Source organism: Endozoicomonas sp. NE40 (assembly GCF_040549045.1).
GTDB lineage: Bacteria > Pseudomonadota > Gammaproteobacteria > Pseudomonadales > Endozoicomonadaceae > Endozoicomonas_A > Endozoicomonas_A lisbonensis.
Map to the genome: position 1 here is coordinate 659,961 of NZ_JBEWTB010000002.1, position 24,065 is coordinate 684,025.

At 44.2% G+C, this 24,065-nt stretch carries 27 protein-coding genes and 2 pseudogenes; 14 read left to right on the forward strand and 15 right to left on the reverse strand.

Annotated features, from left to right (window positions below; all coding sequences use genetic code 11):
• Positions 1–4: 4 nt before the first annotated feature.
• From V5J35_RS03980 to V5J35_RS04005, 6 genes are all read right to left on the reverse strand, one after another.
• Complete coding sequence (locus V5J35_RS03980) at positions 5–793, reverse strand: pentapeptide repeat-containing protein (RefSeq protein ID WP_354010017.1); 789 nt, start codon at positions 791–793, stop codon at positions 5–7.
• A 484-nt stretch (positions 794–1,277) separates the two neighbouring features.
• Complete coding sequence (locus V5J35_RS03985; protein WP_354016271.1) at positions 1,278–1,499, reverse strand: hypothetical protein; 222 nt, start codon at positions 1,497–1,499, stop codon at positions 1,278–1,280.
• 6 nt (positions 1,500–1,505) lie between these two features.
• Positions 1,506–2,714 carry an IS256 family transposase gene (locus V5J35_RS03990; RefSeq protein ID WP_354008570.1) on the reverse strand — a complete coding sequence of 403 codons (1,209 nt, stop codon included), beginning with the start codon at positions 2,712–2,714 and terminating at the stop codon, positions 1,506–1,508.
• Between the two features lie 58 nt (positions 2,715–2,772).
• Positions 2,773–3,018, reverse strand: coding sequence for a GFA family protein (locus V5J35_RS03995; RefSeq protein WP_354010018.1), 246 nt, complete (start codon positions 3,016–3,018; stop codon positions 2,773–2,775).
• Between the two features lie 14 nt (positions 3,019–3,032).
• Positions 3,033–3,386 carry a VOC family protein gene (locus V5J35_RS04000; RefSeq protein WP_354010019.1) on the reverse strand — a complete coding sequence of 118 codons (354 nt, stop codon included), beginning with the start codon at positions 3,384–3,386 and terminating at the stop codon, positions 3,033–3,035.
• Positions 3,387–4,207: 821 nt separating this feature from the next.
• Positions 4,208–4,675 carry a GNAT family N-acetyltransferase gene (locus V5J35_RS04005; RefSeq protein ID WP_354010020.1) on the reverse strand — a complete coding sequence of 156 codons (468 nt, stop codon included), beginning with the start codon at positions 4,673–4,675 and terminating at the stop codon, positions 4,208–4,210.
• 1,189 nt (positions 4,676–5,864) lie between these two features.
• Between V5J35_RS04005 and V5J35_RS04010 the strand changes: the two genes are divergently transcribed.
• From V5J35_RS04010 to V5J35_RS04060, 11 genes and pseudogenes are all read left to right on the forward strand, one after another.
• The gene (locus tag V5J35_RS04010; RefSeq protein WP_354010021.1) at positions 5,865–6,074 is read left to right on the forward strand and encodes a hypothetical protein; all 210 of its coding nucleotides are present in this window, start codon (positions 5,865–5,867) and stop codon (positions 6,072–6,074) included.
• Between the two features lie 103 nt (positions 6,075–6,177).
• Positions 6,178–6,504, forward strand: a complete 327-nt coding sequence (locus V5J35_RS04015) for a hypothetical protein (protein ID WP_354010022.1) — start codon at positions 6,178–6,180, stop codon at positions 6,502–6,504.
• Between the two features lie 98 nt (positions 6,505–6,602).
• Positions 6,603–6,863: a hypothetical protein gene (locus tag V5J35_RS04020; protein WP_354010023.1), complete on the forward strand. Its 261-nt coding sequence runs from the start codon at positions 6,603–6,605 to the stop codon at positions 6,861–6,863.
• Between the two features lie 32 nt (positions 6,864–6,895).
• Entirely contained in the window at positions 6,896–7,099 is a 204-nt protein-coding gene (locus tag V5J35_RS04025) for a hypothetical protein (RefSeq protein WP_354010024.1), read from the forward strand.
• A gap of 440 nt (positions 7,100–7,539) precedes the next feature.
• A complete protein-coding gene (locus V5J35_RS04030; protein ID WP_354010025.1) occupies positions 7,540–7,785 on the forward strand; it encodes a hypothetical protein in 246 nt (81 codons plus the stop codon).
• A complete protein-coding gene (locus V5J35_RS04035) occupies positions 7,782–7,985 on the forward strand; it encodes a hypothetical protein (RefSeq protein ID WP_354010026.1) in 204 nt (67 codons plus the stop codon). The genes V5J35_RS04030 and V5J35_RS04035 overlap by 4 nt, the downstream gene beginning before the upstream one ends.
• Before the next feature lie 762 nt (positions 7,986–8,747).
• Positions 8,748–9,575, forward strand: a pseudogene (locus V5J35_RS04040) (IS256 family transposase); the annotation flags it as partial.
• 78 nt (positions 9,576–9,653) lie between these two features.
• Complete coding sequence (tnpA, locus tag V5J35_RS04045) at positions 9,654–9,953, forward strand: IS66 family insertion sequence element accessory protein TnpA (protein ID WP_354007878.1); 300 nt, start codon at positions 9,654–9,656, stop codon at positions 9,951–9,953.
• Positions 9,950–10,300, forward strand: coding sequence for an IS66 family insertion sequence element accessory protein TnpB (gene tnpB / locus V5J35_RS04050; protein WP_354007879.1), 351 nt, complete (start codon positions 9,950–9,952; stop codon positions 10,298–10,300). Before tnpA ends, tnpB begins: the two co-directional genes overlap by 4 nt.
• Before the next feature lie 41 nt (positions 10,301–10,341).
• Positions 10,342–11,856 (forward strand): IS66 family transposase, encoded by a 1,515-nt coding sequence (gene tnpC, locus V5J35_RS04055; RefSeq protein WP_354010027.1) that lies wholly within the window; start codon positions 10,342–10,344, stop codon positions 11,854–11,856.
• Positions 11,857–11,884: 28 nt separating this feature from the next.
• Positions 11,885–12,271 (forward strand): annotated as a pseudogene (locus V5J35_RS04060) (transposase); the annotation flags it as partial.
• 608 nt (positions 12,272–12,879) lie between these two features.
• Here V5J35_RS04060 and V5J35_RS04065 read toward each other — a convergent pair.
• The 4 genes from V5J35_RS04065 to V5J35_RS04080 all read right to left on the reverse strand — a co-directional run bounded on the left by V5J35_RS04065 (position 12,880) and on the right by V5J35_RS04080 (position 16,651).
• Complete coding sequence (locus V5J35_RS04065) at positions 12,880–13,482, reverse strand: pentapeptide repeat-containing protein (RefSeq protein ID WP_354010028.1); 603 nt, start codon at positions 13,480–13,482, stop codon at positions 12,880–12,882.
• 674 nt (positions 13,483–14,156) lie between these two features.
• Positions 14,157–14,582, reverse strand: a complete 426-nt coding sequence (locus V5J35_RS04070) for a helix-turn-helix domain-containing protein (RefSeq protein WP_354010029.1) — start codon at positions 14,580–14,582, stop codon at positions 14,157–14,159.
• Positions 14,579–14,893: a type II toxin-antitoxin system HigB family toxin gene (locus tag V5J35_RS04075; protein ID WP_354010030.1), complete on the reverse strand. Its 315-nt coding sequence runs from the start codon at positions 14,891–14,893 to the stop codon at positions 14,579–14,581. Before V5J35_RS04075 ends, V5J35_RS04070 begins: the two co-directional genes overlap by 4 nt.
• Positions 14,894–15,583: 690 nt before the next feature.
• On the reverse strand, positions 15,584–16,651 hold the full coding sequence (locus V5J35_RS04080) for an IS4 family transposase (RefSeq protein WP_354010031.1): 1,068 nt from the start codon (positions 16,649–16,651) through the stop codon (positions 15,584–15,586).
• Between the two features lie 1,233 nt (positions 16,652–17,884).
• Between V5J35_RS04080 and V5J35_RS04085 the strand changes: the two genes are divergently transcribed.
• On the forward strand, positions 17,885–18,349 hold the full coding sequence (locus tag V5J35_RS04085; protein WP_354010032.1) for a hypothetical protein: 465 nt from the start codon (positions 17,885–17,887) through the stop codon (positions 18,347–18,349).
• Between the two features lie 130 nt (positions 18,350–18,479).
• Here the strand turns inward: V5J35_RS04085 and V5J35_RS04090 are convergent, their stop codons facing one another.
• From V5J35_RS04090 to V5J35_RS04100, 3 genes are all read right to left on the reverse strand, one after another.
• Positions 18,480–18,713, reverse strand: a complete 234-nt coding sequence (locus tag V5J35_RS04090) for a hypothetical protein (RefSeq protein WP_354010033.1) — start codon at positions 18,711–18,713, stop codon at positions 18,480–18,482.
• A gap of 94 nt (positions 18,714–18,807) precedes the next feature.
• Positions 18,808–19,092 carry a hypothetical protein gene (locus tag V5J35_RS04095; RefSeq protein WP_354010034.1) on the reverse strand — a complete coding sequence of 95 codons (285 nt, stop codon included), beginning with the start codon at positions 19,090–19,092 and terminating at the stop codon, positions 18,808–18,810.
• 211 nt (positions 19,093–19,303) lie between these two features.
• The gene (locus V5J35_RS04100) at positions 19,304–19,771 is read right to left on the reverse strand and encodes a GNAT family N-acetyltransferase (RefSeq protein ID WP_354010035.1); all 468 of its coding nucleotides are present in this window, start codon (positions 19,769–19,771) and stop codon (positions 19,304–19,306) included.
• Positions 19,772–20,308: 537 nt separating this feature from the next.
• On the opposite strand from V5J35_RS04100, the gene V5J35_RS04105 reads away from it, so the two are divergent.
• Positions 20,309–21,169 (forward strand): helix-turn-helix domain-containing protein, encoded by an 861-nt coding sequence (locus V5J35_RS04105; protein WP_354010036.1) that lies wholly within the window; start codon positions 20,309–20,311, stop codon positions 21,167–21,169.
• Between the two features lie 684 nt (positions 21,170–21,853).
• Here V5J35_RS04105 and V5J35_RS04110 read toward each other — a convergent pair.
• Both V5J35_RS04110 and V5J35_RS04115 read right to left on the reverse strand, forming a co-directional pair.
• Positions 21,854–22,546 (reverse strand): aspartate/glutamate racemase family protein, encoded by a 693-nt coding sequence (locus V5J35_RS04110; protein WP_354010037.1) that lies wholly within the window; start codon positions 22,544–22,546, stop codon positions 21,854–21,856.
• A gap of 126 nt (positions 22,547–22,672) precedes the next feature.
• Positions 22,673–23,323, reverse strand: coding sequence for a hypothetical protein (locus V5J35_RS04115; RefSeq protein WP_354010038.1), 651 nt, complete (start codon positions 23,321–23,323; stop codon positions 22,673–22,675).
• Positions 23,324–23,698: 375 nt separating this feature from the next.
• On the opposite strand from V5J35_RS04115, the gene V5J35_RS04120 reads away from it, so the two are divergent.
• Positions 23,699–23,827 carry a hypothetical protein gene (locus tag V5J35_RS04120; RefSeq protein ID WP_354010039.1) on the forward strand — a complete coding sequence of 43 codons (129 nt, stop codon included), beginning with the start codon at positions 23,699–23,701 and terminating at the stop codon, positions 23,825–23,827.
• The last annotated feature ends 238 nt before the right edge of the window (positions 23,828–24,065 follow it).

A 24,065-nucleotide genomic window follows, 5' to 3' on the forward strand; every position in this document is an offset into this window, starting at 1 on the left:
AAATTCAATCCACTAACTCTATGTCGAGATTTTCTAAAAGTCTTGTAGCTTCGTATCGTGTAAACCTTGCCTTTTTTACATTATTGAAGTTTATATCAATGTCGTAATTTGATGCTTCAAGGAAACTAGCTGAAGTAAGATTTGTATTGTTGAAAGTACTCCTGGTTAAATCTGAATAATTAAATTGACCTTTCCTAAAACTTCCTTCTCTGAAATCCACATCATGTGCTTTGCACTCTTCAATAATAATCTCTGGCAATTCCAAACCAAAAAAAGATGAATCATTTATGATGCATTTTCTGAAAGTTATTGGTGATGACGGGCAGATATTTGACCATGTAGCCTTTGCCCAATCAACACCAATAACTTTACTATTAGTGAACGAGACATCAAGAAAACGACTGTAATTAATTTTTACAAGGCTGAGGTTACATTTATCAAATAAACAGTCAATAAACTTACATTTTTCAAAGGTTGATTCACTCAGGTCACAATTAATAAAAGAACATGAATCAAATTCAATATATCTAATATCTTTATTTTTTAAGTCTTCATCTTGAAATTTCACTAAATAATATTCTGTCTCACCTTCTTTAAAACTATTCATATCATAATATCTTAATTCAATCTGTAATTGTATTTTACTTATCGGTTGCGCTTGCCACATAACGCCTGGTTCAGCCGCCGCCGAAGGCGGTCGGGTGGAGGGGCGCAGCCCCGGAACGAACTGGAACCATTTGTTATGTGCCGTTGCTTTGTTTGAACTCTTTGCTGGGCAGACCCTTGAACTCACTCCGGACTGCTACCCGCTAAACTCGGTGTTGCTGAAAACGCAGAAGCCAAAAACTCTGGGCTGGCGTTGCACGAACACCCAAGCCTGATTGCCAGCATGGCACTGAACTAACCCTTGCAAGGCGCACCAAACTATAAGCTGCCATTCCAAGCGGTAAACACTCCGAAGCTGCGGCCAGCTTGAATGAACTGGCAAAATAATCAAAGCTTTGTGCTGGCGTGCCCCCCTGCCGCTACCATGCACAGAAACCTCTTGGCAGCATGAAAGAGAACTGAACTTTATGCTGGCATTGCACGGCACTGATTATTACTGGGTAAAATCTATTTCGCCAGCTTGGGAAAGACTTTCAAACCCCAAACAACAACAGCACTTGGCTACACGACAGAAATGACCAAGTTTCTAAAGGCACATAACGCCTGGTTCAGCCGCCGCCGAAGGCGGTCGGGTGGAGGGGCGCAGCCCCGGAACGAACTGGAACCATTTGTTAGGTGCTGGAGCTTAAGATTTGTTGCAACTCTTGCAAGCTTGGCATTTCTTCATGCTTACATGTTTCTGTCGGAATTCGATCCCATCTCGCCTTGGAAGCAACATGCAAGTGAATAGCTACCTCTCCGTCAGGGTTTTCAAGCAAGCCAACCGGAATCCACATAAACTTAGTGATTCCCAAAGGATTTGAGCCTGTAATTAATTCTGTGTAAACGCTCAACCAACTTTACTGCCTGAACCGGTCTGGAAACATAATTGCAAACCGGTTCAGAGCTGATACCCAATTCCTGATGGGCATCGTCCATTTCGCTGAAGCTCTTTCCATCGCCAGATAAATCACCTTCATCACAGAGTTATCTGATGGGAAGATCTTCCGTTGCTTGATAGCTTTTCTGATCACGCTGTTCAGCGATTCTATAGCGTTCGTCGTGTAAATCGCTTTCCTGATATCATCAGGATAGTCAAACAGGGTTATCAGGTTATCCCAGTTGTTGCGCCAGGATTTACCTATCGATGGAAACTTATCATCCCAGGTCACCTCAAAAGCGCTCAGTTCACGTTCAGCCTCGTCCACAGTAGCTGACTGGTAGATCTTCTTCAGGTCCGTTGATACGGCCTTACGATCCTTGTAGGACACATACTTCAGAGAGTTACGAACCTGATGGACGATACACAACTGAATCTGGGCTTTTGGATAAACCGTGTTGATGGCTTCAGGGAAGCCTGACAGTCCATCAACACAGGCAATGAAGATATCTTCAAGGCCACGGCTCTGAAGCTCTGTTAAAACCGAGAGCCAGAATTTGGCTCCCTCTGTTTCGGCAATCCAGAGACCGAGAAGTTCCTTTTGGCCTTCAATATCAACACCAAGAGCGACATAAACGGTTTTACGGACAACCCGCTTATCCTGATGGACTTTAACGACGATGCCGTCAAGGTAGACAATGGGGTAAAGGCTTTCCAGAGGGCGGTTCTGCCAGTTCTGTACTTCCTCTTGAACAGCTTCAGTCACCTTGGATATCAGGTTGTGTGACACGTCTGCGCCATACATTTCCTCCAGGGCATCGGCTATATCGCGGGTGGTCATTCCACGGGAGTACAGAGCCAGAATCTGCTGATCCAGCTTGTTGATTCGGGTTTTACCTTTGGCAATAAGCTGAGGTGAAAATTCACCGTTGCGGTCTCTGGGGGTTTTGACCTCGACTTCACCGAAGTCGCCCTTGAGTGTTTTTTTGGAATAACCGTTGCGACTGTTTCCGGAGTTTTGACCTTCAGGCGCATGCTTGGAATAGCCAAGATGATCTTCCAGTTCAGCGGCCATGACACGCTCAACAGAGACTTTCAACAGCTGACGACTGAGTTCGGCAAGATCATCTTGAGTCTTTATTTGACTGGCAAGTTTTTCGACGAGTTCCGGATCGATGTCAACGCTCATTGTTATTCTCCTCTTTGGAGTTTTAACGACAAGCGTTTACACAATTTGAATTACAGTCTCAAGGATTTGGCACTGGACTACCACATGATTTACAGAAATCTACTCGATACCCTGTTTTTTTGATAAATGATGAGACGTTTTCTTGCCCGTTGAGCCATTCAAAACTTTCTTTGTTTACAATGGTTCCTGCATTTGCTGATGAGCCTGTAACTTTTCGGCATAAACTACAGTGACATTGATAAAAGTTTGGAAGTTGCCCAGAAACTTTGAACCTCACTTCATTACATAAACATTGACCTATCATAAGTTTCTTTCACTTTATTTGTCTGACCAAACTGCAAACTCGTTGCCTGATGGTTCTGTGAAATGAAAACGACGACCACCAGGAAATGAAAATATTGATTTAACGATTACACCATTATTACGTTCTATTTTTTCTTGAGTTTTTTCTAGGTTATCACTATAGAAAATTAGCAATGCAGACCCGTTTTCTGTTGAAGCCTTTAGTTCAGACTTATAGAAACCACCATTTAAGCCTTGGTTCATAAATGCTATATATTCTTGCCCAAAGTCTTCAAATGCCCAGCCAAAAGCAGAGGTAAAGAAATCTTTTGTTTTACTTAAATTTGAAGAAGGGAACTCTACATAATCTAACTTTTCATGCTCTAGCATTTCAGTTTTCCTTTTGATTTTTCTTGTACCTCAGGAGTGTAGCTCTCGATTTATGGAAGCACCTAACGCCTGGTTCAGCCGCCGCCGAAGGCGGTCGGGTGGAGGGGCGCAGCCCCGGAACGAACTGGAACCATTTGTTAGGTGCCCTCGCAACTCTGTTGTTAATTTTGAGCAACGTACTTGAAATAGCACCTCTCTCCGTTTACTCAGAGCTTTCCACCATTCACTGCTGAGAAAGGCAGAGAGGTATAAGATTACACTCTGCACCGTTGAGAGCTTGTAGAAACCTGACCGTGGAACCGAACAAAAGCCATCAAACTGGTTTGAGTCTCCCGCCAGCACCTGCTGAGAAGGTGACCAAGCCAATAATGGCGCTGTTTATTACTTGATATTGGAAATCAGAGCTACTCGCCAGAAACTCCAAACCAGCCCCAACGTTGAGAGAGGCTCTGTACTTGCAAGGTGGCAACCAACCAAAAGGTTGAGAGCCAGAAAAATCTCAACCGTGGAACGGAACCAAACTCACGAATTGACCTGAACTCACCGCCAGAATCGGACAGATAAACCATCGACGTTTATTAAACTAACCGGTTGAACGGAACCAAACTCACAAATTGACCTGAACTCACCGCCAGAATCGGACAAATAAACCATCGGCGTTTATTAAACTAACCGGTTTGAACAAAAGAACTCTCAGCGAAAACAAAGCCTGAAGATATGCACCTTTGGCACTGAGTTAACGGCACCTAACGCCTGGTTCAGCCGCCGCCGAAGGCGGTCGGGTGGAGGGGCGCAGCCCCGGAACGAACTGGAACCATTTGTTAGGCTTCGTGCTCGAGAGTTTTGCACATGAACTTGCTATATGGGTCTTCTGTGTAGTTTGCGAAAGGCTCGCAGTATTCAAACCCAAATTTTTCGTATAATCTATGAGCAGCAAGAAAAAAAGGCATTGAACCTGTTTCAAGACTTAGCCTTTTATAACCTCTTTCTTCTGAAATCTTTATAATATGTTTAAGAAGAGATGAAGCTACACCTTTCTTTCTAAAACCAGATGCAGTTCTCATAGATTTTATTTCAGCATGTGTGTTATCCAACTCTTTAATTGCTCCACACCCAGCTAATTTATTTTGATACCAGACTGACCAAAATGTAATTTCCGGAGATTTCAATGCATCCAAATCTAAGGCATGCTTGCTCTCAGGTGGAGAAATTGATTTCATATCTTCTATATGCTGTTCAAGAAACTCTGCAATCAAAGGGCTTGAGAGATCATCAACTTCTATTCTCATAATTAATTACTTTGTCTTTTATTTTTCATTTTCAAATGGTTATTTTTAATAGCTCATCTGAATTCGTATAGATATTTTCAGATTCACCTGCAAGCTAGGATTTACGCATGAGAATAATCATTCTCATTTAGACGACAAAATCTTAGGATTTTTGCCCTGTATGTGTGCTGTGTGAAAAGTACATTTCATAACCAAAACCTGTTCAGAATAGGTTGTTAATGGGAATGATTCTCTTTATGCGTAAGCCCTGATCTGCAAACATCAATAAGGACAAATCGTGTTTAAACAATCTTAATCATCTTACCGTTTTCTAAAGTCTAGATTTTGTATAGAAGCCTAACGCCTGGTTCAGCCGCCGCCGAAGGCGGTCGGGTGGAGGGGCGCAGCCCCGGAACGAACTGGAACCATTTGTTAGGTGCCCTCGCAACTCTGTTGTTAATTTTGAGCAACGTACTTGAAATAACTCCTCTCTCCGTTTACTCAGAGCTTTCCACCATTCACTGCTGAGAAAGGCAGAGAAGTTAAGATTATACTCTGCACCGTTGAGAGCTTGTAGAAACCTGACCGTGGAACCGAACCAAAAACCATCAAACGGGTTTGAGTCTCCCGCCAGCACCTGCTGAGAAGGTGACCAAGCCAATACTGGCGCTGTTTATTACTTGATATTGGAAATCAGAGCTGCTCGCCAGAAACTCCAAACCAGCCCCAACCTTGAGAGAGGCTCTGTACTTGCAAGGTGGCAACCAACCAAAAGGTTGAGAGCCAGAAAAATCTCAACCGTGGAACGGAACCAAACTTACGCATTGACCTGAACTCACCGTATTGGAAATCAGGGTTGCCCGCCAGAAACTCCAAACCAACCCCAACCTTGAGAGAGGCTCTACACTTGCAAAGTGGCAACCAACCAAAAGGTTGAGAGCCAGAAAAATCTCAACCGTGGAACGGAACCAAACTCACGAATTGACCTGAACTCACCGCCAGAATCGGACAGACAAACCATCGACGTTTATTAAACTAACCGGTTTGCACAAAAAACTCTCAGCAAAGACAGAGATTAAAGATGTGTACCCTTTGCACTGAACTCTTGGCACCTAACGCCTGGTTCAGCCGCCGCCGTAAGGCGGTCGGGTGAGCGCAGCGAACGTACTGGAACCATTTGTTAGGTGCGATAGAGTCAGAGGTAGGGTAGATGAACAAAAAAGTAGGCTGGAAGAAATTCATAATACATGGTGAATTAGCCCCGCTGGATATATTAGCTGCAAATCTCAACGCACTAACGTTAAGCAAACAAAAAAAGTGGTGGATTCAGCTTTTTGGGGATCAGGTTACTCTGGTTAGTTCGTCAAATAAAAAGAAAACTTACTACCTTTATAGAAAACAGTTGTACCTGCTTAACTAGCACATAACGCTGAAGCTCAACCGCCGCCGAAGGCGGTCGGGTGGAGGGGCGAAGCCCCGGAACGAATTGGAGCGACTTGTTATGTTGCCGGTTGGTATGAAGTATGGAAAAAGAAACGTTAAAACACGCACTGAATTATCTGGTGCAATGCGAAAAATTAGCACCGTCATTAACGCCGATCCAGATAGGGATCATGCTGTTGCTGATGACGGAAAACAGACCAATGGATTATACAGGCATAGCATGTGAACTAAGGGTATCAAAAAACATGGTCGCTAAGAATGTAAAGTTTATGCTTGCGAAAAACGGGCAAGATGTAATCCAGCGCAAAGATCACAGCGTAGTGTTGACCGAAAAAGGGAAACTGTACTGTCGGTCAATCGTTACGAACACTACCTATGCTATTGCGGAGTTTTGTAAGGCAACATAACGCTGAAGCTCAACCGCCGCTGCTTGCAGCGGTCGGGTGGAGGGCGAAGCCCGGAACGAATTGGAGCGACTTGTTATGTGCGATGCCGAGGCTGGAAAATGAACGAAAAACAGATCGAAGAACTTAGAGCATTGAAAGGTCAGGGGATGGAATCTGCCGTTGGCGAATATACTCCAGCCGAACTATGGGAAGCCTTAGATGAGATTGAGCGACTACAGAGATTAACCGCAAAATTATTGGAATGTTTCGGCGCGATGGAAGGCACTTGGTATGAATCAGAATGGTCTGATTTTGGTATAACTGAAGAAGAATCTAAGCAACTTAGAGCATTTTACTCAAAATATACTTCAAGCACATAACGCCTGGTTCAGCCGCCGCCGAAGGCGGCCGGGTGGAGGGGCGAAGCCCCGGAACGAACTGGAACCATTTGTTATGTGCCGTTGCTTTGTTTGAACTCTTTGCTGGGCAGACCCTTGAACTCACTCCGGACTGCTACCCGCTTATACTCGGTGTTGCTGAAAACGCAAAAGCCAAAAACTCTGGGCTGGCGTGGCACGAACACCCAAGCCTGATTGCCAGCATGGCACTGAACTAACCCTTGCAAGGCGCACCAAACTATAAGCTGCCATTCCAAGCGGTAAACACTCGGAAGCTGCGGCCAGCTTGAATGAACTCGCAAAATAATCAAAGCTTTGTGCTGGCGTGTCCCCCTGCCGCTACCATGCACAGAAACCTCTTGGCAGCAGGAAAGAGAACTGAACTTTATGCTGGCATTGCACGACACTGATTATTGCTGGGTAGAATCTATTTCGCCAGCTTGGGAAAGACTTTCAAACCCCAAACAACAACAGCACTTGGCTACACGACAGAAATGACCAACTACCTTAAGGCACATAACGCCTGCTTCAGCCGTTGCCGAAAGGCGGTCGGGTGAGCGTAGCGAACGAACTGGAAGCATTTGTTATGTTGCGGACTATTTGCTGAACACTAAACACACAAGAAAATTAAAACTGAAACTTCAATGGAGAAGTAACAATGAAAATGACAAATGAAATCGGCAATGAAATCTCAGTCAATCTGTCTGAGAGCGTAGCGAAAGAAGTCTGGGATGATGGAGTAAAAGTTGAAGTTACCCCTAACGACCTGTATAAAAAAGGAGTTGCTAAGGATAAGTTCACGCTCTACATCGGCGCTGAAGACTGTGGTGTGTTCCCGTCCTACACTCAAGCACTTGAACATGCAATTGCGCTAATCAATAACGTGGATTTTAATGAAGAATGAAGACATTAACTTTTCATATTAGTGACAAAACCTGTTCTGAGTATCAAATTGAAATCTCGGATCAGCAAGCTGAAAACATTAAGAAGATGGATAGAAAGGAGCTTGGAGAATACCTTCTTAATTTAAAAGAAAAAGCCACCTGTAATGGTACAGATAAATTCGGATACCCAGAGCTTGAAAGCTATGAGGTAGAAGACTGAGTTAGCAACATAACGCCTGGTTCAGCCGCCGCCGAAGGCGGTCGGGTGGAGGGGCGCAGCCCCGGAACGAACTGGAACCATTTGTTAGCTGTTCCTTCCAAACTGTGAACTTGCGTATTTTTGCCCAACATTTTTGACTCTGACACCAGCCACATACTCTGAACCCAAATGCCTCAAGTTGCTCAGAACCTGAGTTTTGTTGCCCCAGAGACTGACTCTTCTGCCTATTCTGGCGTTGCACGATGGAAAGAAACTCTGAACCTGCTTGCCGCCCGTAAACTCAGAAGGTGATGCGAATGGAATGAGCCAAAAACTCCTAACCCAATGGGCGGCATTGCACGCTGGAAAAGGCACTAAACCTGATCGCCAGATTGCACAGAACCAAAGAAGTCTTTTACTGATGAACGCTACCGCCTACCCGCAAAGATAAAACCTGCAGTACATTCCTTTGCGCACCTGTAACAGTCATGGATAAAAGATATACGACATTTCCCATGCGCTCATTTTGCAAGTCAGAGAATACTGATTTTAAGTGATGATTTCGAGGAAAAAATAAAGTGGTAACAGCCTCTCGCTTTGAGAGAAGAAAGGCACTGAAGTTTAGGAACAGCTAACGCCTGGTTCAGCTGCCGCCGAAGGCGGTCGGGTGGAGGGGCGAAGCCCCGGAACGAACTGGAACCATTTGTTATGTGCCATTGCTTTGAGACTGTAATTCAAATTGTGTAAACGCTTGTCGTTAAAACTCCAAAGAGGAGAATAACAATGAGCGTTGACATCGATCCGGAACTCGTCGAAAAACTTGCCAGTCAAATAAAGACTCAAGATGATCTTGCCGAACTCAGTCGTCAGCTGTTGAAAGTCTCTGTTGAGCGTGTCATGGCCGCTGAACTGGAAGATCATCTTGGCTATTCCAAGCATGCGCCTGAAGGTCAAAACTCCGGAAACAGTCGCAACGGTTATTCCAAAAAAACACTCAAGGGCGACTTCGGTGAAGTCGAGGTCAAAACCCCCAGAGACCGCAACGGTGAATTTTCACCTCAGCTTATTGCCAAAGGTAAAACCCGAATCAACAAGCTGGATCAGCAGATTCTGGCTCTGTACTCCCGTGGAATGACCACCCGCGATATAGCCGATGCCCTGGAGGAAATGTATGGCGCAGACGTGTCACACAACCTGATATCCAAGGTGACTGAAGCTGTTCAAGAGGAAGTACAGAACTGGCAGAACCGCCCTCTGGAAAGCCTTTACCCCATTGTCTACCTTGACGGCATCGTCGTTAAAGTCCATCAGGATAAGCGGGTTGTCCGTAAAACCGTTTATGTCGCTCTTGGTGTTGATATTGAAGGCCAAAAGGAACTTCTCGGTCTCTGGATTGCCGAAACAGAGGGAGCCAAATTCTGGCTCTCGGTTTTAACAGAGCTTCAGAGCCGTGGCCTTGAAGATATCTTCATTGCCTGTGTTGATGGACTGTCAGGCTTCCCTGAAGCCATCAACACGGTTTATCCAAAAGCCCAGATTCAGTTGTGTATCGTCCATCAGGTTCGTAACTCTCTGAAGTATGTGTCCTACAAGGATCGTAAGGCCGTATCAACGTAAGCGGTAAATTAACCCCACATTCCAAAGAAAGCCACGCCCCTTAATACTTCAGGTTTTAAAACGGAGAAACTCATGAAACCTGAAGAGCGCAAACAAAACCAGGCACTCTGGCAAGAGCGGATGAACGACTGGCAGCAGTCCGGACTCTCGGCCTCAGGCTGGTGTAAAAAGCACGACATCAAGCAGCACCTGTTTTTTTACTGGAAGCACAAACTGCTCACCAGACCGGATAATAAATTGATCCCTCTGGGCGTTGTTCAGCCAGAACCTTCTGCGCCTTCCCTGGTGATCCTCTATATGGATTCCATACGAATCGAAGCGGCTCCTGAACAGGCAGCAGCCCTGATCAAAGCATTGCAGGCTGCCTCGTGATCCGCCCGGAAGATGAGGTGGCTGTCTATCTCTACGCTGAGTACGTTGATATGCGCAAATCCATCGACGGGCTGGCGGCTTTAGTCGAACAACAAGCCGGACAGTCACCATTTAATCAGACGGTCTACGTCTTCTGTAATCGCAAGCGGGACAAGATCAAGCTGTTGTGTTGGGAGCGTAATGGCTTTGTGCTCTGGTATAAGCGACTGGAGAAATTCCGCTTTAAATGGCCGGGGAATGAAGCACCCGAAGCGATCGATGGAGGCCTGCTCAACCAGCTTCTGGATGGTTATGACATTCGCCCCAAAGCACCTCACCCAACACTGGAATATACGACTTTACTCTAACAAGGTGGCAATGACTGCGCCGCCGTCTATTCTGAATCGGCATGGAAGCCTGTCCTGTCCCTTTACCCGATAATAACCCCGAGCTGATTGCCTGGGTTCAGTCCATCCTTGCGAAAAATGCATTGCTGGAAGACCGCCTTCGCCTTCTTCTGCATAAACAGTTTGGTGCCTCCAGCGAAAAGACATCACCGGATCAGCAGGAACTGTTCAACGAAGCCGAGCAAGATCAACCGGAACAGCCTGAGCCAGACCCCGAAGAAAACGTCACGGTTGCAGAACATACTCGCCAGAAGAAAGGTCGAAAACCGCTACCCAAAGATCTGCCAAGAGTCCGGGAAGAGCACGACATCCGTGACGATGAAAAAAACTGCAGCGGCTGCGGCAGTCAACTTCATCGTATAGGCGAAGAAGTGACCGAACAGCTGGATATCATTCCGGCCAAAATCCGGGTTATCCAGAATGTGCGGTTCAAGTACGGCTGCAGATGCTGTGAAGAAGGCATTAAAACAGCCAAACTGCCCGCCCAACCGATACCGGGCAGCATAGCTACTCCGGGGCTGTTAGCCTTCATTGCCACCAGTAAATACGTTGACGGATTGCCTTTATACCGTCAGGAGAAATTTATCCTGGCTCGTCTGGGTGTTGATATTGCCCGTGCCACCACCTCACTGTGGATGGTGCGCTGTGGTGATCTGGTGCAACCGTTAATCAACCTGATGCGGGACAAGCTGCTGGAAGCGCCACTGATTCACTGTGACGAAACGGTCACCCAGGTGCTCAACGAGGAAGGCAAGGCTGCCCGAAGTCATTCGTACATGTGGGTTCAGGTGGCTGAACCGGTGAAAAATCAAAAGATCATTCTGTTCGATTACGCGCCCAGCCGCAGCGGTTCAGTACCCATGAAGCTGCTGGATGGCTTCCGGGGCTACCTGCAAACCGATGGTTACGAAGGCTATGCTGCCATAGGTCGCAAGAGCGGGGTAATCAGTCAAGGCTGTTGGGCTCACGCTCGTCGGAAGTTCGACGAAGCCATCAAGGGGCAGAAAGATAAAAACAAAACCGGCAAAAGCCATATGGGGCTGTCTTATATCCGTAAGCTCTACCAAATAGAACATGGGATAAAAGAGAGCCCTCCGGATGAACGAAAAAGGGTACGGCAGGAGCAAAGTCTGCCGGTTCTACAGAAGTTACGACAATGGCTGGATAAATCATTGCCCCAGGTGCCGCCAAAAACCTTGTTGGGCAAGGCCCTTTATTACCTGAATAACCAGTGGGAAAAGCTCATCCGTTATTGCGACGAGGGTTACCTGCGTATGGACAATAATCTGGCCGAAAATGCGATTCGCCCGTTCGTGGTGGGTCGCAAGGCGTGGCTGTTCAGCAACAGTACTGACGGAGCTAAAGCCAGCGCCAATCTTTATAGCCTGGTAGAAACAGCGAAAGCCTGCGGGTTGGAACCCTGCCATTATCTGAAGACCGTCTTCAACGACTTGCCAAGGGCAGAGTCAATTGCCGATATCGAGCAGTTGCTGCCCTGGAATCAGAAGCCAGTTTGAATCAAGGTGTGGTGGAATTACCGCTTACGTATCAACGGACCTGAAGAAGATCTACCAGTCAGCTACTGTGGACGAGGCTGAACGTGAACTGAGCGCTTTTGAGGTGACCTGGGATGATAAGTTTCCATCGATAGGTAAATCCTGGCGCAACAACTGGGATAACCTGATAACCCTGTTTGACTATCCTGATGATATCAGGAAAGCGATTTACACGACGAACGCTATAGAATCGCTGAACAGCGTGATCAGAAAAGCTATCAAGCAACGGAAGATCTTCCCATCAGATAACTCTGTGATGAAGGTGATTTATCTGGCGATGGAAAGAGCTTCAGCGAAATGGACGATGCCCATCAGGAATTGGGTATCAGCTCTGAACCGGTTTGCAATTATGTTTCCAGACCGGTTCAGGCAGTAAAGTTGGTTGAGCGTTTACACAGAATTAATTACAGGCTCATTGCTTTGTTTGAACTCTTTGCTGGGCAGACCCTTAAAGTCACTCCGGACTGCTACCCGCTATACTCGGTGTTGCTGAAAACGCAAAAGCCAAAAACTCTGGGCTGGCGTGGCACGAACACCCAAGCCTGATTGCCAGCATGGCACTGAACTAACCCTTGCAAGGCTCACCAAACTATAAGCTGCCATTCCAAGCGGTAAACACTCGGAAGCTGCGGCCAGCTTGGATGAACTGGCAAAATAATCAAAGCTTTGTGCTGGCGTGCCCCCCTGCCGCTACCATGCACAAAAACCTCTTGGCAGCGGGAAAGAGAACTGAACTTTATTGCTGGCATTGCACGACACTGATTATTGCTGGGTAAAATCTATTTCGCCAGCTTGGGAAAGACTTTCAAACCCCAAACAACAACAGCTCTTAACTACACGACAGAAATTACCAAGTTTCTAAAGGCACATAACGCCTGGTTCAGCCGCCGCCGAAGGCGGTCGGGTGGAGGGGCGAAGCCCCGGAACGAACTGGAACCATTTGTTATGTGGCTTCCCTCTATGTTGCACGAATACAGTAGAAATTCAATCCACTAACTCTATGTCGAGACTTTCTAAAAGTCTTGTAGCTTCGTATCGTGTAAACCTTGCCTTTTTTACATTATTGAAGTTTATATCAATATCGTAATTTGACGCTTCAAGGAAACTAGCTGAAGTAAGATTTGTATTGTTGAAAACACTTCTGGTTAAATCTGAATAATCAAATTGACCTTCCCTAAAACTTCCTTCTCTGAAATCCACATCATGTGCTTTGCACTCTTCAATAATAATCTCTGGCAATACTAAACCAAAAAAAGATGAATCATTTATGATGCATTTTCTGAAACTTATCGGTGATGATGGGCAGATATTTGCCCATGTAGCCTTTGTCCAATCTACACCAATAACTTTACTATTAGTGAACGAGACATCAAGAAAACGACTGTAAGTAATTTTTACAAGGCTGAGGTTACATTTATCGAATAAACAGTCAATGAACTTACATTTTTCAAAGGTTGACTCACTCAGGTCGCAATTGATAAAAGAGCATGAGTCAAATTCAATATATTTAATATCTTTGTTTTTCAAGTCTTCATCTTGAAATGTTACTAAATAATATTCTGTCTCATCATCTTTAAAACTATTCATATTACAACGTATTAATTCAATCTGTACTTATATTTTACTTATTGGTTGCATTTGCCACATAACGCCTGGTTCAGCCGCCGCCGAAGGCGGTCGGGTGGAGGGGCGCAGCCCCGGAACGAACTGGAACCATTTGTTATGTGCCGTTGCTTTGTTTGAACTCTTTGCTGGGCAGACCCTTAAAGTCACTCCGGACTGCTACCCGCTAAATTCGGTGTTGCTGAAAACGCAAAAGCCAAAAACTCTGGGCTGGCGTGGCACGAACACCCAAGCCTGATTGCCAGCATGGCACTGAACTAACCCTTGCAAGGCGCACCAAACTATAAGCTGCCATTCCAAGCGGTAAACACTCCGAAGCTGCGGCCAGCTTGAATGAACTGGCAAAATAATCAAAGCTTTGTGCTGGCGTGCCCCCCTGCCGCTACCATGCACAGAAACCTCTTGGCAGCAGGAAAGAGAACTGAACTTTATGCTGGCATTGCACGACACTGATTATTGCTGGGAAAAAACTGTTTCGCCAGCTTGGGAAAGACTTCCAGACCCCAACCAACAACAGCAATTAACTACACGACAGAAATGACCAAGTATCTAAAGGCACATAACGCCTGGTTCAGCCGCGCCGCCGACGGCGTCGTCGGGTGGAGGGGCGAAGCCCCGGAACGAACTGGAACCATTTGTTATGCCTCGTTGAAGAATACAGATGGCGAGATTTTGAAACGCTGTGAAAGTGCTTGAATATGATCTCTAGTAAGATTTCTTGAACCATTGAGAATCATAGATACAAGACTTTTACTTCCTAACTCATTTTTTAAATCATCAGCCTTTAGCTGATACTGATCCATGATTGTTCTGAGAATCGCCACACCATCATCAAGTTTTTCAACTCTTTTATTGAATTCAGAAAACTGCTCTGACTCATCCTCCCATTTTTCGATTGAGATAGAAAGTACCTCAATCAGTGGGAGATATTTATCATAGTCCTCAATGAGTTCATCCATTAACTCTAAGGCTTGTTCGTATTCTTCCTCATTATGAATACGCCCAACAAAACTAGCTTCAGAGAAGAAGTCTACTGCTTTTTGCTTTAGATTTGAGAATCTCATGAACCTGCCTCCTTTGCGTACTTCTTGCATAATTTGTCGTATTCAGCGTGAGTGACGATATGTTTTACATACATGCGGCTATCTCTGAACTCAATGAAAGCAATGAGTCGGAGGTTGTTGCCACCAATATCAATCACCCACCATTTATCTTTGTACTTGAAGTTATCCAAGCTTGGAAAGAGTGATTTCAGCTCGTCTGGGCTATGAAAATCACCATTTCTCAATGACTTATATGCAGCATCAATGGCAGCTGCATCATTTGGGTATTTCTTTGCAGCTTCGTTAAACGGCTTTCTTGAGATAACGTGCATAATAGCCTCTATATTCACTTATTGTGAACTTTAGCACGCTTTAGACAGGTTTACAAATTGTGAATCAAGGGTTGAGGTTAGGGGCATAACGCCTGGTTCAGCCGCCGCCGAAGGCGGTCGGGTGGAGGGGCGCAGCCCCGGAACGAACTGGAACCATTTGTTAGGTGCCCTTGCAACTCCATTGTTGATTCTTGGCACCGGACTCGAACCAACTCCTCCCTCCATTTGCTGCGGACTCTCCACCATGCACTGCTGAGAAAGGCAGAGCAGTTGAAATGAAACTCTGAGCCAAAAATTTGAGAGCCTGTAAAAGCCTGACCGTGGAAACGAACCAAAAACCTGCAAACTGGTTTGAACTTACTGTGAACACCTGCTGAGAAGGTGACCAAGCTGATACTGGCGCGGTACTGCTGCTATGGATCAAGCGGCTGAGCCTGCACGCCAGATACACCGAGCCAACCCCAACCCTTAAGAAAAACTCAGAAGCTTGGGCTGGCGTTGCACCATAGGGAAAAAACGACAAAGCCTGAACGCCAGCTGCCACGGAACAAAAAAACTCTCGACACAAACAGAATCATCTTTTTTTTGAACAAGCCAAAAAACTCGCAGCACATACAGAGCTTAAAGAGTTGCACCTTTGGCACTGAACCGACGACACCGACAGAATCATCTTTATTGCACTAACCCTGACTACGGGACAAAAAAGTTCAAAGCCTGTTTAAATCCACGTTTCAATTTATCAGGATTCAGAAGTAGTTCCTGCAGGTACTCCAAGCCTTGATGGAAAATGCTTTCTGCTGGCCATGATGCACCAAAGCGCGTTTTCGCAATTCTTGATGGAGAAATTGCTTGCCTCTTCAACCCTTCGGTGTAGCTCCAGCAGAATGCCAAAGCCAGCAAAGCCGTCAGCTTGTCCGTCCTCTCTGGTGCGGTCAGCCTGCAAGCTTCCATGTCAAACCCTCTGGTTTTAAGGCAACTGAACAGAGACTCGATTTCCCAGCGGCAATGGTAGTCGGGAATAATCGTATCAGGCTTATCCTGGCTGACAACAAAGCAGTAGCCTTTATGGGACAAACTCCCTGCAACATAAAGCTTCAAGCCCCAGATTTTGCAAGGCTTCGAAATTGCGTCCCAAGTGCCAGCCTTCAGTGAACGAAACTGCAACCGCACGGAGATGGCAGAGCTTTCGGGCTTCGCCACTTGTGTATTCTTCTTGATGCGTACTCTGAACAGTATTCCTTGCTCCATGAGCCAGCTTAGCCAGCCATGTCCATGAAACTCCCGGTCTGCAGACAGGCAGGCAACTGGCTGATCCGGAAAAGTTGCCAAAAAGCGTTTCATGAGGGCAATTCTCTGATTCGACTCGGAGCAACCAGCTTTATCAAGGTTGCTCCAGAACAAAGGAATGGCAACACCCTGACAACAAACAGCCAGAACCAGATGGTTAATGTCCTGACTTCCGAGTTTCCAGTTGGTTCTGTCGAGACAGAGAGTCCACTTAGGCTCAAGAGGCACTAACGTGACAATCAAGCGAGCAATAGCGGAGTAGTCCAGTGAGTAGCTTCTGAAAAAACGTTGAATCCGTTTGTAGCTTGAGTCGGGGGAGGCCTCTCTGACAAAGGCGACACGGAGTCTGTATAGAGAGCTGGTTCTGAGTTTGATCAGACCAAGGATAAATTGAGCAATAAATTCACAACGAGCCTTGTTCCAATCGAGATGAACACTAAGCTTGTCCTGGAGTGCTGTGACAGGGTTCATTGGCATCAAAGAAAGTTTGTGTGAGAACTACTCTCTTAGCTCATGCTGCTGACCTTGCCAGCACTCTCCTCAAAAAATGTCCCGTAGTCAGGCACTAACCAAAAAAACTCACAGCACAGACAAAGCTTGAAGAGTTGCACCTTTGGCACTGAATTAATGGCACCTAACGCCTGGTTCAGCCGCCGCCGGAGGCGGTCGGGTGGAGGGGCGTAGCCCCGGAACGAACTGGAACCATTTGTTAGGTGCCCTCGCAACTCTGTTGTTAATTTTGAGCAACGTACTTGAAATAGCTCCTCTCTCCGTTTACTCAGAGCTTTCCACTATGCACTGCTGAGAAAGGCAGAGAAGTTAAGATTATACTCTGCACCGTTGAGAGCTTGTAGAAACCTGACTGTGGAACCGAACCAAAAACCATCTAACTGGTTTGAATCTCCTGCCAGCACCTGCTGAGAAGGTGACCAAGCCAATACTGGCGTTGTTTATTACTTGATATTGGAAATCAGAGTTGCTCGCCAGAAACTCCAAACCAGCCCCAACCTTGAGAGAGGCTCTGTACTTGCAAGGTGGCAACCAACCAAAAGGTTGAGAGCCAGAAAAATCTCAACCGTGGAACGGAACCAAACTCACGAATTGAACTGAACTTAGGGTAGAGGCACATCAGAACTTACCAGATTCCGGTGATGAGTCCGCGAGTACCAGTTCCTCACAAACTAACTCTGGTAATTTTCCCAGTGCCACTGCCCTTACCGCCAGAGTCGGACAGATAAACCATCGACGTTTACAGAGCCAACGGGGTTGCACAAAAAACTCTCAGCAAAGACAAAGATTGGAGATGTGTACCCTTTGCACTGAACTCTTGGCACCTAACGCCTGGTTCAGCCGCCGCCGAAGGCGGTCGGGTGGAGGGGCGAAGCCCCGGAACGAACTGGAACCATTTGTTATGCGTATACCACTTATTTATCTGGAGTTTAGAGTGGGACGAACGGTCAGTAACCTCAAGCCCTTGCGCTGCATAAGGTTCCGCGATTTTTCGGAATTCAGCATGTGCAAATTGCTCAAATAGCTACAGCCCTTGCAGCACAAGCGATTAAAGAGGCTGACCAAGTGTCCCACTCTAAACTCCAGTTATTTATAACTAGCAGGCATTATTGAATAATTTTTTTGGTACAAAGGAACTAATTCAATAAATTATTATCAATAATACTTAATGCAATCATTCAAAATGGATAAGTAATGAACTCATCACTATTGATTCTAGAAGTACCCGCTGCAGAGATTAATAAGTCAGAAAACATAGTATCAAATAATGACAACAAATCTGATAGTTATTTTTTTAAAGCATACTCTGTTTCAAAACAAAATATAGTTAGCGTTTTTACAAAGCTCGATGATTCAGCTCTATTCCTTGGTTCTGCTCTTGAAAAGACCTGTAGAGACATAAAAGAGTGGCCGCAATACAAATATTTTACGCGCCCACTTTATAAAACACTTGCATCAAGAATCCCACGCCCTATTTCAGCTTTTGCGACTTTTTTAATAGCAGATATAGTCTTGCATCAAATACCTTTCTATTATCTTACACCTGTTGATAAAAGAAACTTCACAGAGATAAGTTCGTGTAGTTACCCTTTTATATTTTCTGGTTTATTGGTCGCATACAAGAAATACAGGTCTGCAAATGACATAAATAGGAATTAATAGAAATACATTCTAGTTGCTTGAATACTTCTTACGCATAACGCCAAGTTCAGCCGCGCCGCCGAAGGCGGCGTCGGGTGTAGGGGCGTAGCCCCGGAACGAACTGGAACTTTTTGTTAAAATCGATCCATCAGTTGTCTTCTTGCTTTTCAAGCCAGATTTTACCGTTGATCATTACATTTATTAATAAAACAACAGAAGATATGCCCCAGAAAATAAAAAAACCAAACATATTTCTGGAATCATTATTCAAGCCAAGGACAGCAAGATACATTATGAATAAGATAAGAATTTGGGCATTTAGCGGAGTGGTTTTCAGTTTTTTGGCTAGTTTTAATGATAATCCAGCAGCAAGTGTGTGCATTTTAAATCCTTTTAAATATGTTCAATTGCTGTTTATGCCGCTATGGCATAAATCCTTATCGTATTTTTAGACATTTGGGCATAAACAGCAAGAGTCATAAAGATTTAATTGCAGTATGTTGTATTGCCATTAATTTGACACGTAGTGCCATCTGATTTGTAAATGGTGTTACCATTTCTTTGGCTCCAGGAACCATCAGAATTGTGATAGGTGTTACCATTTTTCTGCGTCCATGAACCATCAGAGTGGTTATATGTGTTGCCATTTTTTTGAGTCCATGACCCATCGGAATTATGGTATGTATTACCATTTTTCTGGGTCCACGAACCATCAGAATGGTAATAGGTATTGCCATTTTTTTGAGTATATTCTTGAGCATACAAGCCCATAGAAACAATAAATGCAGCCAGTAATAGTGAAATCCTTCTCATAATTCTTCTCCCCATACTTATTATGTGTATTTGAGTATAGGAGCCAATAAAATACGCTGCTTAGAATTCACTCATAGATTTTAACGCCTGGTTCAGCCGCGCCGCCGACGGCGGCGTCGGGTGGAGGGGCGCAGCCCCGGAACGAACTGGAACCATTTGTTAGGCTTCGTGCTCGAGAGTTTTGCGCATGAACTTGCTATATGGGTCTTCTGTGTAGTTTGCGAAAGGCTCGCAGTATTCAAACCCGAATTTTTCGTATAATCTATGAGCAGCAAGAAAAAAAGGCATTGAACCTGTTTCAAGACTTAGCCTTTTATAACCTCTTTCTTCTGAAATCTTTATAATGTGTTTAAGAAGAGATGAAGCTACACCTTTCTTTCTAAAACCAGATGCAGTTCTCATAGATTTTATTTCAGCATGTGTGTTATCCAACTCTTTAATTGCTCCATACCCAGCTAATTTATTTTGATACCAGACTGACCAAAATGTAATTTCCGGAGATTTCAATGCATCCAAATCTAAGGCATGCTTGCTCTCAGGTGGAGAAATTGATTTCATATCTTCTATATGCTGTTCAAGAAACTCTGCAATCAAAGGGCTTGAGAGATCATCAACTTCTATTCTCATAATTAATTACTTTGTCTTTTATTTTTCATTTTCAAATGGTTATTTTTAATAGCTCATCTGAATTCGTATAGATATTTTCAGATTCACCTGCAAGCTAGGATTTACGCATGAGAATAATCATTCTCATTTAGACGACAAAATCTTAGGATTTTTGCCCTGTATGTGTGCTGTGTGAAAAGTACATTTCTCAACCAAAACCTGTCCAGGATATGTTGTTAATGAGAATGTTTCTCTTTATGCGTAAGCCCTGGTCTGCAAACATCAATTAGGACAAATCGTGTTTAAACAATCTTAATCATCTTACCGTTTTCTAAAGTCTCGATTTTGTATAGAAGCCTAACGCCTGGTTCAGCCGCCGCCGAAGGCGGTCGGGTGGAGGGCGAAGCCCGGAACGAACTGGAACCATTTGTTAAGCGCGTTGTTGAGATATACTCCTTAAAATCAATGAGTTAAATAGATGGATTTAATTAAGTTAATTTTTTTCTTGATTAAGTTAAATCATGATCTATCTTATCATTTTCAACTTTGGAGAATGAAATGAAAAATAATATAATTGACCACATTATTAGAAATACTGGCCTTAATCAAAGAGATCTAGCTAATGAACTAGAAGTATCTTCAGCGCAAATTTCTAAATGGAAATCGGGGGATCCAATTCCATCAGATAGAAGGGAGCAGTTAAATAAAATCATTGACTTTTCAGGAACTGATTCTGAATGGGCTGTAATTGCAAAAACTAAAGATAATAGCCAAGCTTGGGTTGCTTATATGAAGCATAAAGATGAAGCGACTCATGTTATACCTTATGAGTTGCGCGAGTTCATGTGTATGATGGATTATCCTGCGCTTTTAAAGCAGATGTATAGCTTTGGAGTACCAATACCAAACTCAGCATTAAAAATAAATGAAGCTAAAGATACTTCATTTGACAGCTTTGTTTCTGAGTTTTTTAAAAAATATTTAGTGCTAGCCGCATGGTATGACCATGTGGTTTTTAGTGATATCAATCTAGTTGATGAGTTATTTATGGAGCCGCACGAAGTAAGGGATTGCTTGGCAGGTGTTGCATTAAATAATATATCTAGAGATCTTATTATTGAGTTAGGAACCGATATGGATTTTTTTGATCGCAATATGAAAGATCATATTGATGAGACAATTTTAAAACTTAATATCATGTGCAATCAAATTGTATTAAAGGGGCTCCCTTTAGTTGCTGATTATTTTGATATAGTCAACAAAACAGTTGATGAAATATCTCAGGAAATCCCAGTATTAAAAATTGATAAAAAAACTGTAAAGGATTATATGGGATACGGTAATTTAATGATTTTAAAAGAGCTTGAACGACAATCGAAACTGTTGGAGAAAATTCATCATAAATTAGCAGAAATATAATTTTACATAGCACAACGGCAATGAACCGATCAACAGGGTTGAGGTTCGGTTCAGCGCTTAACGCTTGGTTCAGCCGCCGCCGAAGGCGGTCGGGTGGAGGGGCGAAGCCCCGGAACGAACTGGAACCATTTGTTATGTGCCGTTGCTTTGTTTGAACTCTTTGCTGGGCAGACCCTTAAAGTCACTCCGGACTGCTACCCGCTAAACTCGGTGTTGCTGAAAACGCAAAAGCCAAAAACTCTGGGCTGGCGTTGCACGAACACCCAAGCCTGATTGCCAGCATGGCACTGAACTAACCCTTGCAAGGCGCACCAAACTATAAGCTGCCATTCCAAGCGGTAAACACTGAGAAGCTGCGGCCAGCTTGAATGAACTGGCAAAATAATCAAGGCTTTGTGCTGGCGTACCCCCCTGCCGCTACCATGCACAGAAACCTCTTGGCAGCAGGAAAGAGAACTGCACTTTATGCTGGCATTGCACGACACTGATTATTGTTGGGTAGAATCTATTTCGCCAGCTTGGGAAAGACTTCCAGATCCCAACCAACAACAGCAATTAACTACACGACAGAAATGACCAAGTTTCTAAAGGCACATAACGCCTGGTTCAGCCGCCGCCGAAGGCGGTCGGGTGGAGGGGCGCAGCCCCGGAACGAACTGGAACCATTTGTTAGGTTGCCTTTTATCAGGATATTGCTAGCTTTACTGCTTGAGCTGCATGTATCTCTGTTGTGTCATAGAGAGCTACTGATGTGTGCTTTTGCTGAATCAGCAATGCTATTTCAGTACATCCCAAAATTACAGCTTCGGCTCCTTGATCGTAAAGCTGGTTAATTATTTCTAAATATTTTTGCCTGGAGCTGTCTTTTACTTTGCCAAGACATAACTCTGAGTAAATGATGTCATGGATTATTTTTTGCTGTTCATTGTTTGGAACTATTACATCAATACCAAATTTTTCGATGAGGCGACCTTTATAGAAGTCCTGCTCCATAGTGAACTGAGTTCCCAGCAAGCCTACTTTTTTTACATTGTCACGTGTCAATTCTTCTGCTGTTGCATCAGCGATATGTAGTAGTGGAATTGATATCGACTGCTCTATTTCGGGAGCTACTTTGTGCATAGTATTTGTGCATATTATAAGGAAATCAGCACCACCTGCCTGAATAGATAGAGCTGCATTGGATAAAATTGTTGCTGTTTCGCTCCATTTTCCCTGATGTTGTAACTTTTCAATTTCATCAAAATTTACGCTATAAAGACTGATTTTTGCTGAGTTTAAACCGCCCAGAGAATTTTTTATCCCTTCATTTATTGCTCTGTAATAACTGGTAGTAGATTCCCAGCTCATTCCACCAAGCATTCCTATTGTTTTCATTTTTCATTTCTCGATGTTTGGGTTGGCAACCTAACGCCTGGTTCAGCCGCCGCCGAAGGCGGTCGGGTGAGCGCAGCGAACGAACTGGAACCATTTGTTAGGTGCATTATAAACTCCAAAAAAGATTTAAAAACCAAAAAGTGATTTTATATCTGACTCTTGGTATTCATTTAATGCTAAAGGTGCATGATGTAACCAAAAACGTGCACAATGCTCTATCAAAAACTCTGACATACTTGCAGACTGCAGACTGTGCTCTACATAAATTTCCTGAGTGCAAGGGGGTGACGGCTTGTTATATGTGGGTTCTACTGGCTTTTTAGGTATTTGGCCAATACAAAACAATTTCTTCCAGAAAGGAATTTTACTAATTTCATCGTTCCAGTATTGTAGATTGTCATTATAGAAAGCCATCTTCTCATTATATATACACGTACTTTTATCAATTTCTTTTTTATAGTTAAGAAGAGCAATTTGATGTTGCTCTTTTCCTATTGTAGTGAAGAGATAATTCATTTCATTCTTTAGAATTCTATTTTTGATTCTTTTCTGCTTCAAAGCTCCGATTTTTCTTAGCTCCAAGTATTTCTGGAGAATTAAACTCTTTATAACTAAATTATTATGTTCTTCATCTGAATTACTTTCCTCACTTCTGTCAAGAATTCTACCAATACTGAGTTCGATTTCTTGTAATGACATTACCACAACATATGTAAGAAATTCTCTTACAGATGCTTCGAATTTATGTCTTTTTCTTACTCTATCCTCATAACCCATTGCTTCTACTTCTCAGGTCAAATATTCGAGAGAAATATAGTACATATTGACCGATTGTTCAGATTTAGCCTGCTTTTTGATGTTGTAGCACCTAACGCTTGGTTCAGCCGCCGCCGAAGGCGGTCGGGTGAGCGAAGCGAACGAACTGGAACCATTTGTTAGCTGTTCCTTCCAAACTGTGAACTCGCGCATTTTTGCCCAACATTTTTGACTCTGACCCCAGCCACATACTCTGAACCCAAATGCCCGACGTTACTCTGGACCTGAGTTTTTTTGCCCCAGAGACTGAATCTGCTGCCTATTCTGGCGTTGCACGATGGAAAAAAACTCTGAACCTGCTTGCCGCCCGCAAACTCAGAAGGTGATGCGAATGGAATGAGCCAAAAACTCCTAACCCAATGGGCGGCATTGCACGCTGAAAAAGACACTAAACCTGATCGCCAGATTGCACAGAACCAAAGAAGTCTTTTACTGATGAACGCTACCGCCTACCCGCAAAGATAAAACCTGCAGTACATTCCTTTGTGCAGCTGTGACAGTCATGGATAAAAGATATACGACATTTCCCATGCGCTCATTTTGCAAGTCAGAGAATACTGATTTTAAGTGGTGATTTCGAGGGATAAATGAAGTGGTAACAACTTCTTATTTTCAGAAATAAAAGGCACCGAAGTTTAGGAACAGCTAACGCCTGCTTCAGCCGCCGAACGAAGTGAGGTCGGGTGAGCGCAGCGAACGAACT

Bases quoted from the DNA above. Each gene is read 5' to 3' on its own strand.
- V5J35_RS03990 (WP_354008570.1), bottom strand. From the start codon at position 2,714: ATGAGCGTTGACATCGATCCGGAACTCGTCGAAAAACTTGCCAGTCAA.
- V5J35_RS03995 (WP_354010018.1), bottom strand. From the start codon at position 3,018: ATGATAGGTCAATGTTTATGTAATGAAGTGAGGTTCAAAGTTTCTGGG.
- V5J35_RS04000 (WP_354010019.1), bottom strand. From the start codon at position 3,386: ATGCTAGAGCATGAAAAGTTAGATTATGTAGAGTTCCCTTCTTCAAAT.
- V5J35_RS04005 (WP_354010020.1), bottom strand. From the start codon at position 4,675: ATGAGAATAGAAGTTGATGATCTCTCAAGCCCTTTGATTGCAGAGTTT.
- V5J35_RS04010 (WP_354010021.1), top strand. From the start codon at position 5,865: ATGAACAAAAAAGTAGGCTGGAAGAAATTCATAATACATGGTGAATTA.
- V5J35_RS04015 (WP_354010022.1), top strand. From the start codon at position 6,178: ATGGAAAAAGAAACGTTAAAACACGCACTGAATTATCTGGTGCAATGC.
- V5J35_RS04020 (WP_354010023.1), top strand. From the start codon at position 6,603: ATGAACGAAAAACAGATCGAAGAACTTAGAGCATTGAAAGGTCAGGGG.
- V5J35_RS04030 (WP_354010025.1), top strand. From the start codon at position 7,540: ATGAAAATGACAAATGAAATCGGCAATGAAATCTCAGTCAATCTGTCT.
- V5J35_RS04035 (WP_354010026.1), top strand. From the start codon at position 7,782: ATGAAGACATTAACTTTTCATATTAGTGACAAAACCTGTTCTGAGTAT.
- tnpA (WP_354007878.1), top strand. From the start codon at position 9,654: ATGAAACCTGAAGAGCGCAAACAAAACCAGGCACTCTGGCAAGAGCGG.
- tnpC (WP_354010027.1), top strand. From the start codon at position 10,342: ATGGAAGCCTGTCCTGTCCCTTTACCCGATAATAACCCCGAGCTGATT.
- V5J35_RS04065 (WP_354010028.1), bottom strand. From the start codon at position 13,482: ATGAATAGTTTTAAAGATGATGAGACAGAATATTATTTAGTAACATTT.
- V5J35_RS04070 (WP_354010029.1), bottom strand. From the start codon at position 14,582: ATGAGATTCTCAAATCTAAAGCAAAAAGCAGTAGACTTCTTCTCTGAA.
- V5J35_RS04075 (WP_354010030.1), bottom strand. From the start codon at position 14,893: ATGCACGTTATCTCAAGAAAGCCGTTTAACGAAGCTGCAAAGAAATAC.
- V5J35_RS04080 (WP_354010031.1), bottom strand. From the start codon at position 16,651: ATGAACCCTGTCACAGCACTCCAGGACAAGCTTAGTGTTCATCTCGAT.
- V5J35_RS04085 (WP_354010032.1), top strand. From the start codon at position 17,885: ATGAACTCATCACTATTGATTCTAGAAGTACCCGCTGCAGAGATTAAT.
- V5J35_RS04090 (WP_354010033.1), bottom strand. From the start codon at position 18,713: ATGCACACACTTGCTGCTGGATTATCATTAAAACTAGCCAAAAAACTG.
- V5J35_RS04095 (WP_354010034.1), bottom strand. From the start codon at position 19,092: ATGCTCAAGAATATACTCAAAAAAATGGCAATACCTATTACCATTCTG.
- V5J35_RS04100 (WP_354010035.1), bottom strand. From the start codon at position 19,771: ATGAGAATAGAAGTTGATGATCTCTCAAGCCCTTTGATTGCAGAGTTT.
- V5J35_RS04105 (WP_354010036.1), top strand. From the start codon at position 20,309: ATGAAAAATAATATAATTGACCACATTATTAGAAATACTGGCCTTAAT.
- V5J35_RS04110 (WP_354010037.1), bottom strand. From the start codon at position 22,546: ATGAAAACAATAGGAATGCTTGGTGGAATGAGCTGGGAATCTACTACC.
- V5J35_RS04115 (WP_354010038.1), bottom strand. From the start codon at position 23,323: ATGGGTTATGAGGATAGAGTAAGAAAAAGACATAAATTCGAAGCATCT.
- V5J35_RS04120 (WP_354010039.1), top strand. From the start codon at position 23,699: ATGAGCCAAAAACTCCTAACCCAATGGGCGGCATTGCACGCTGAAAAA.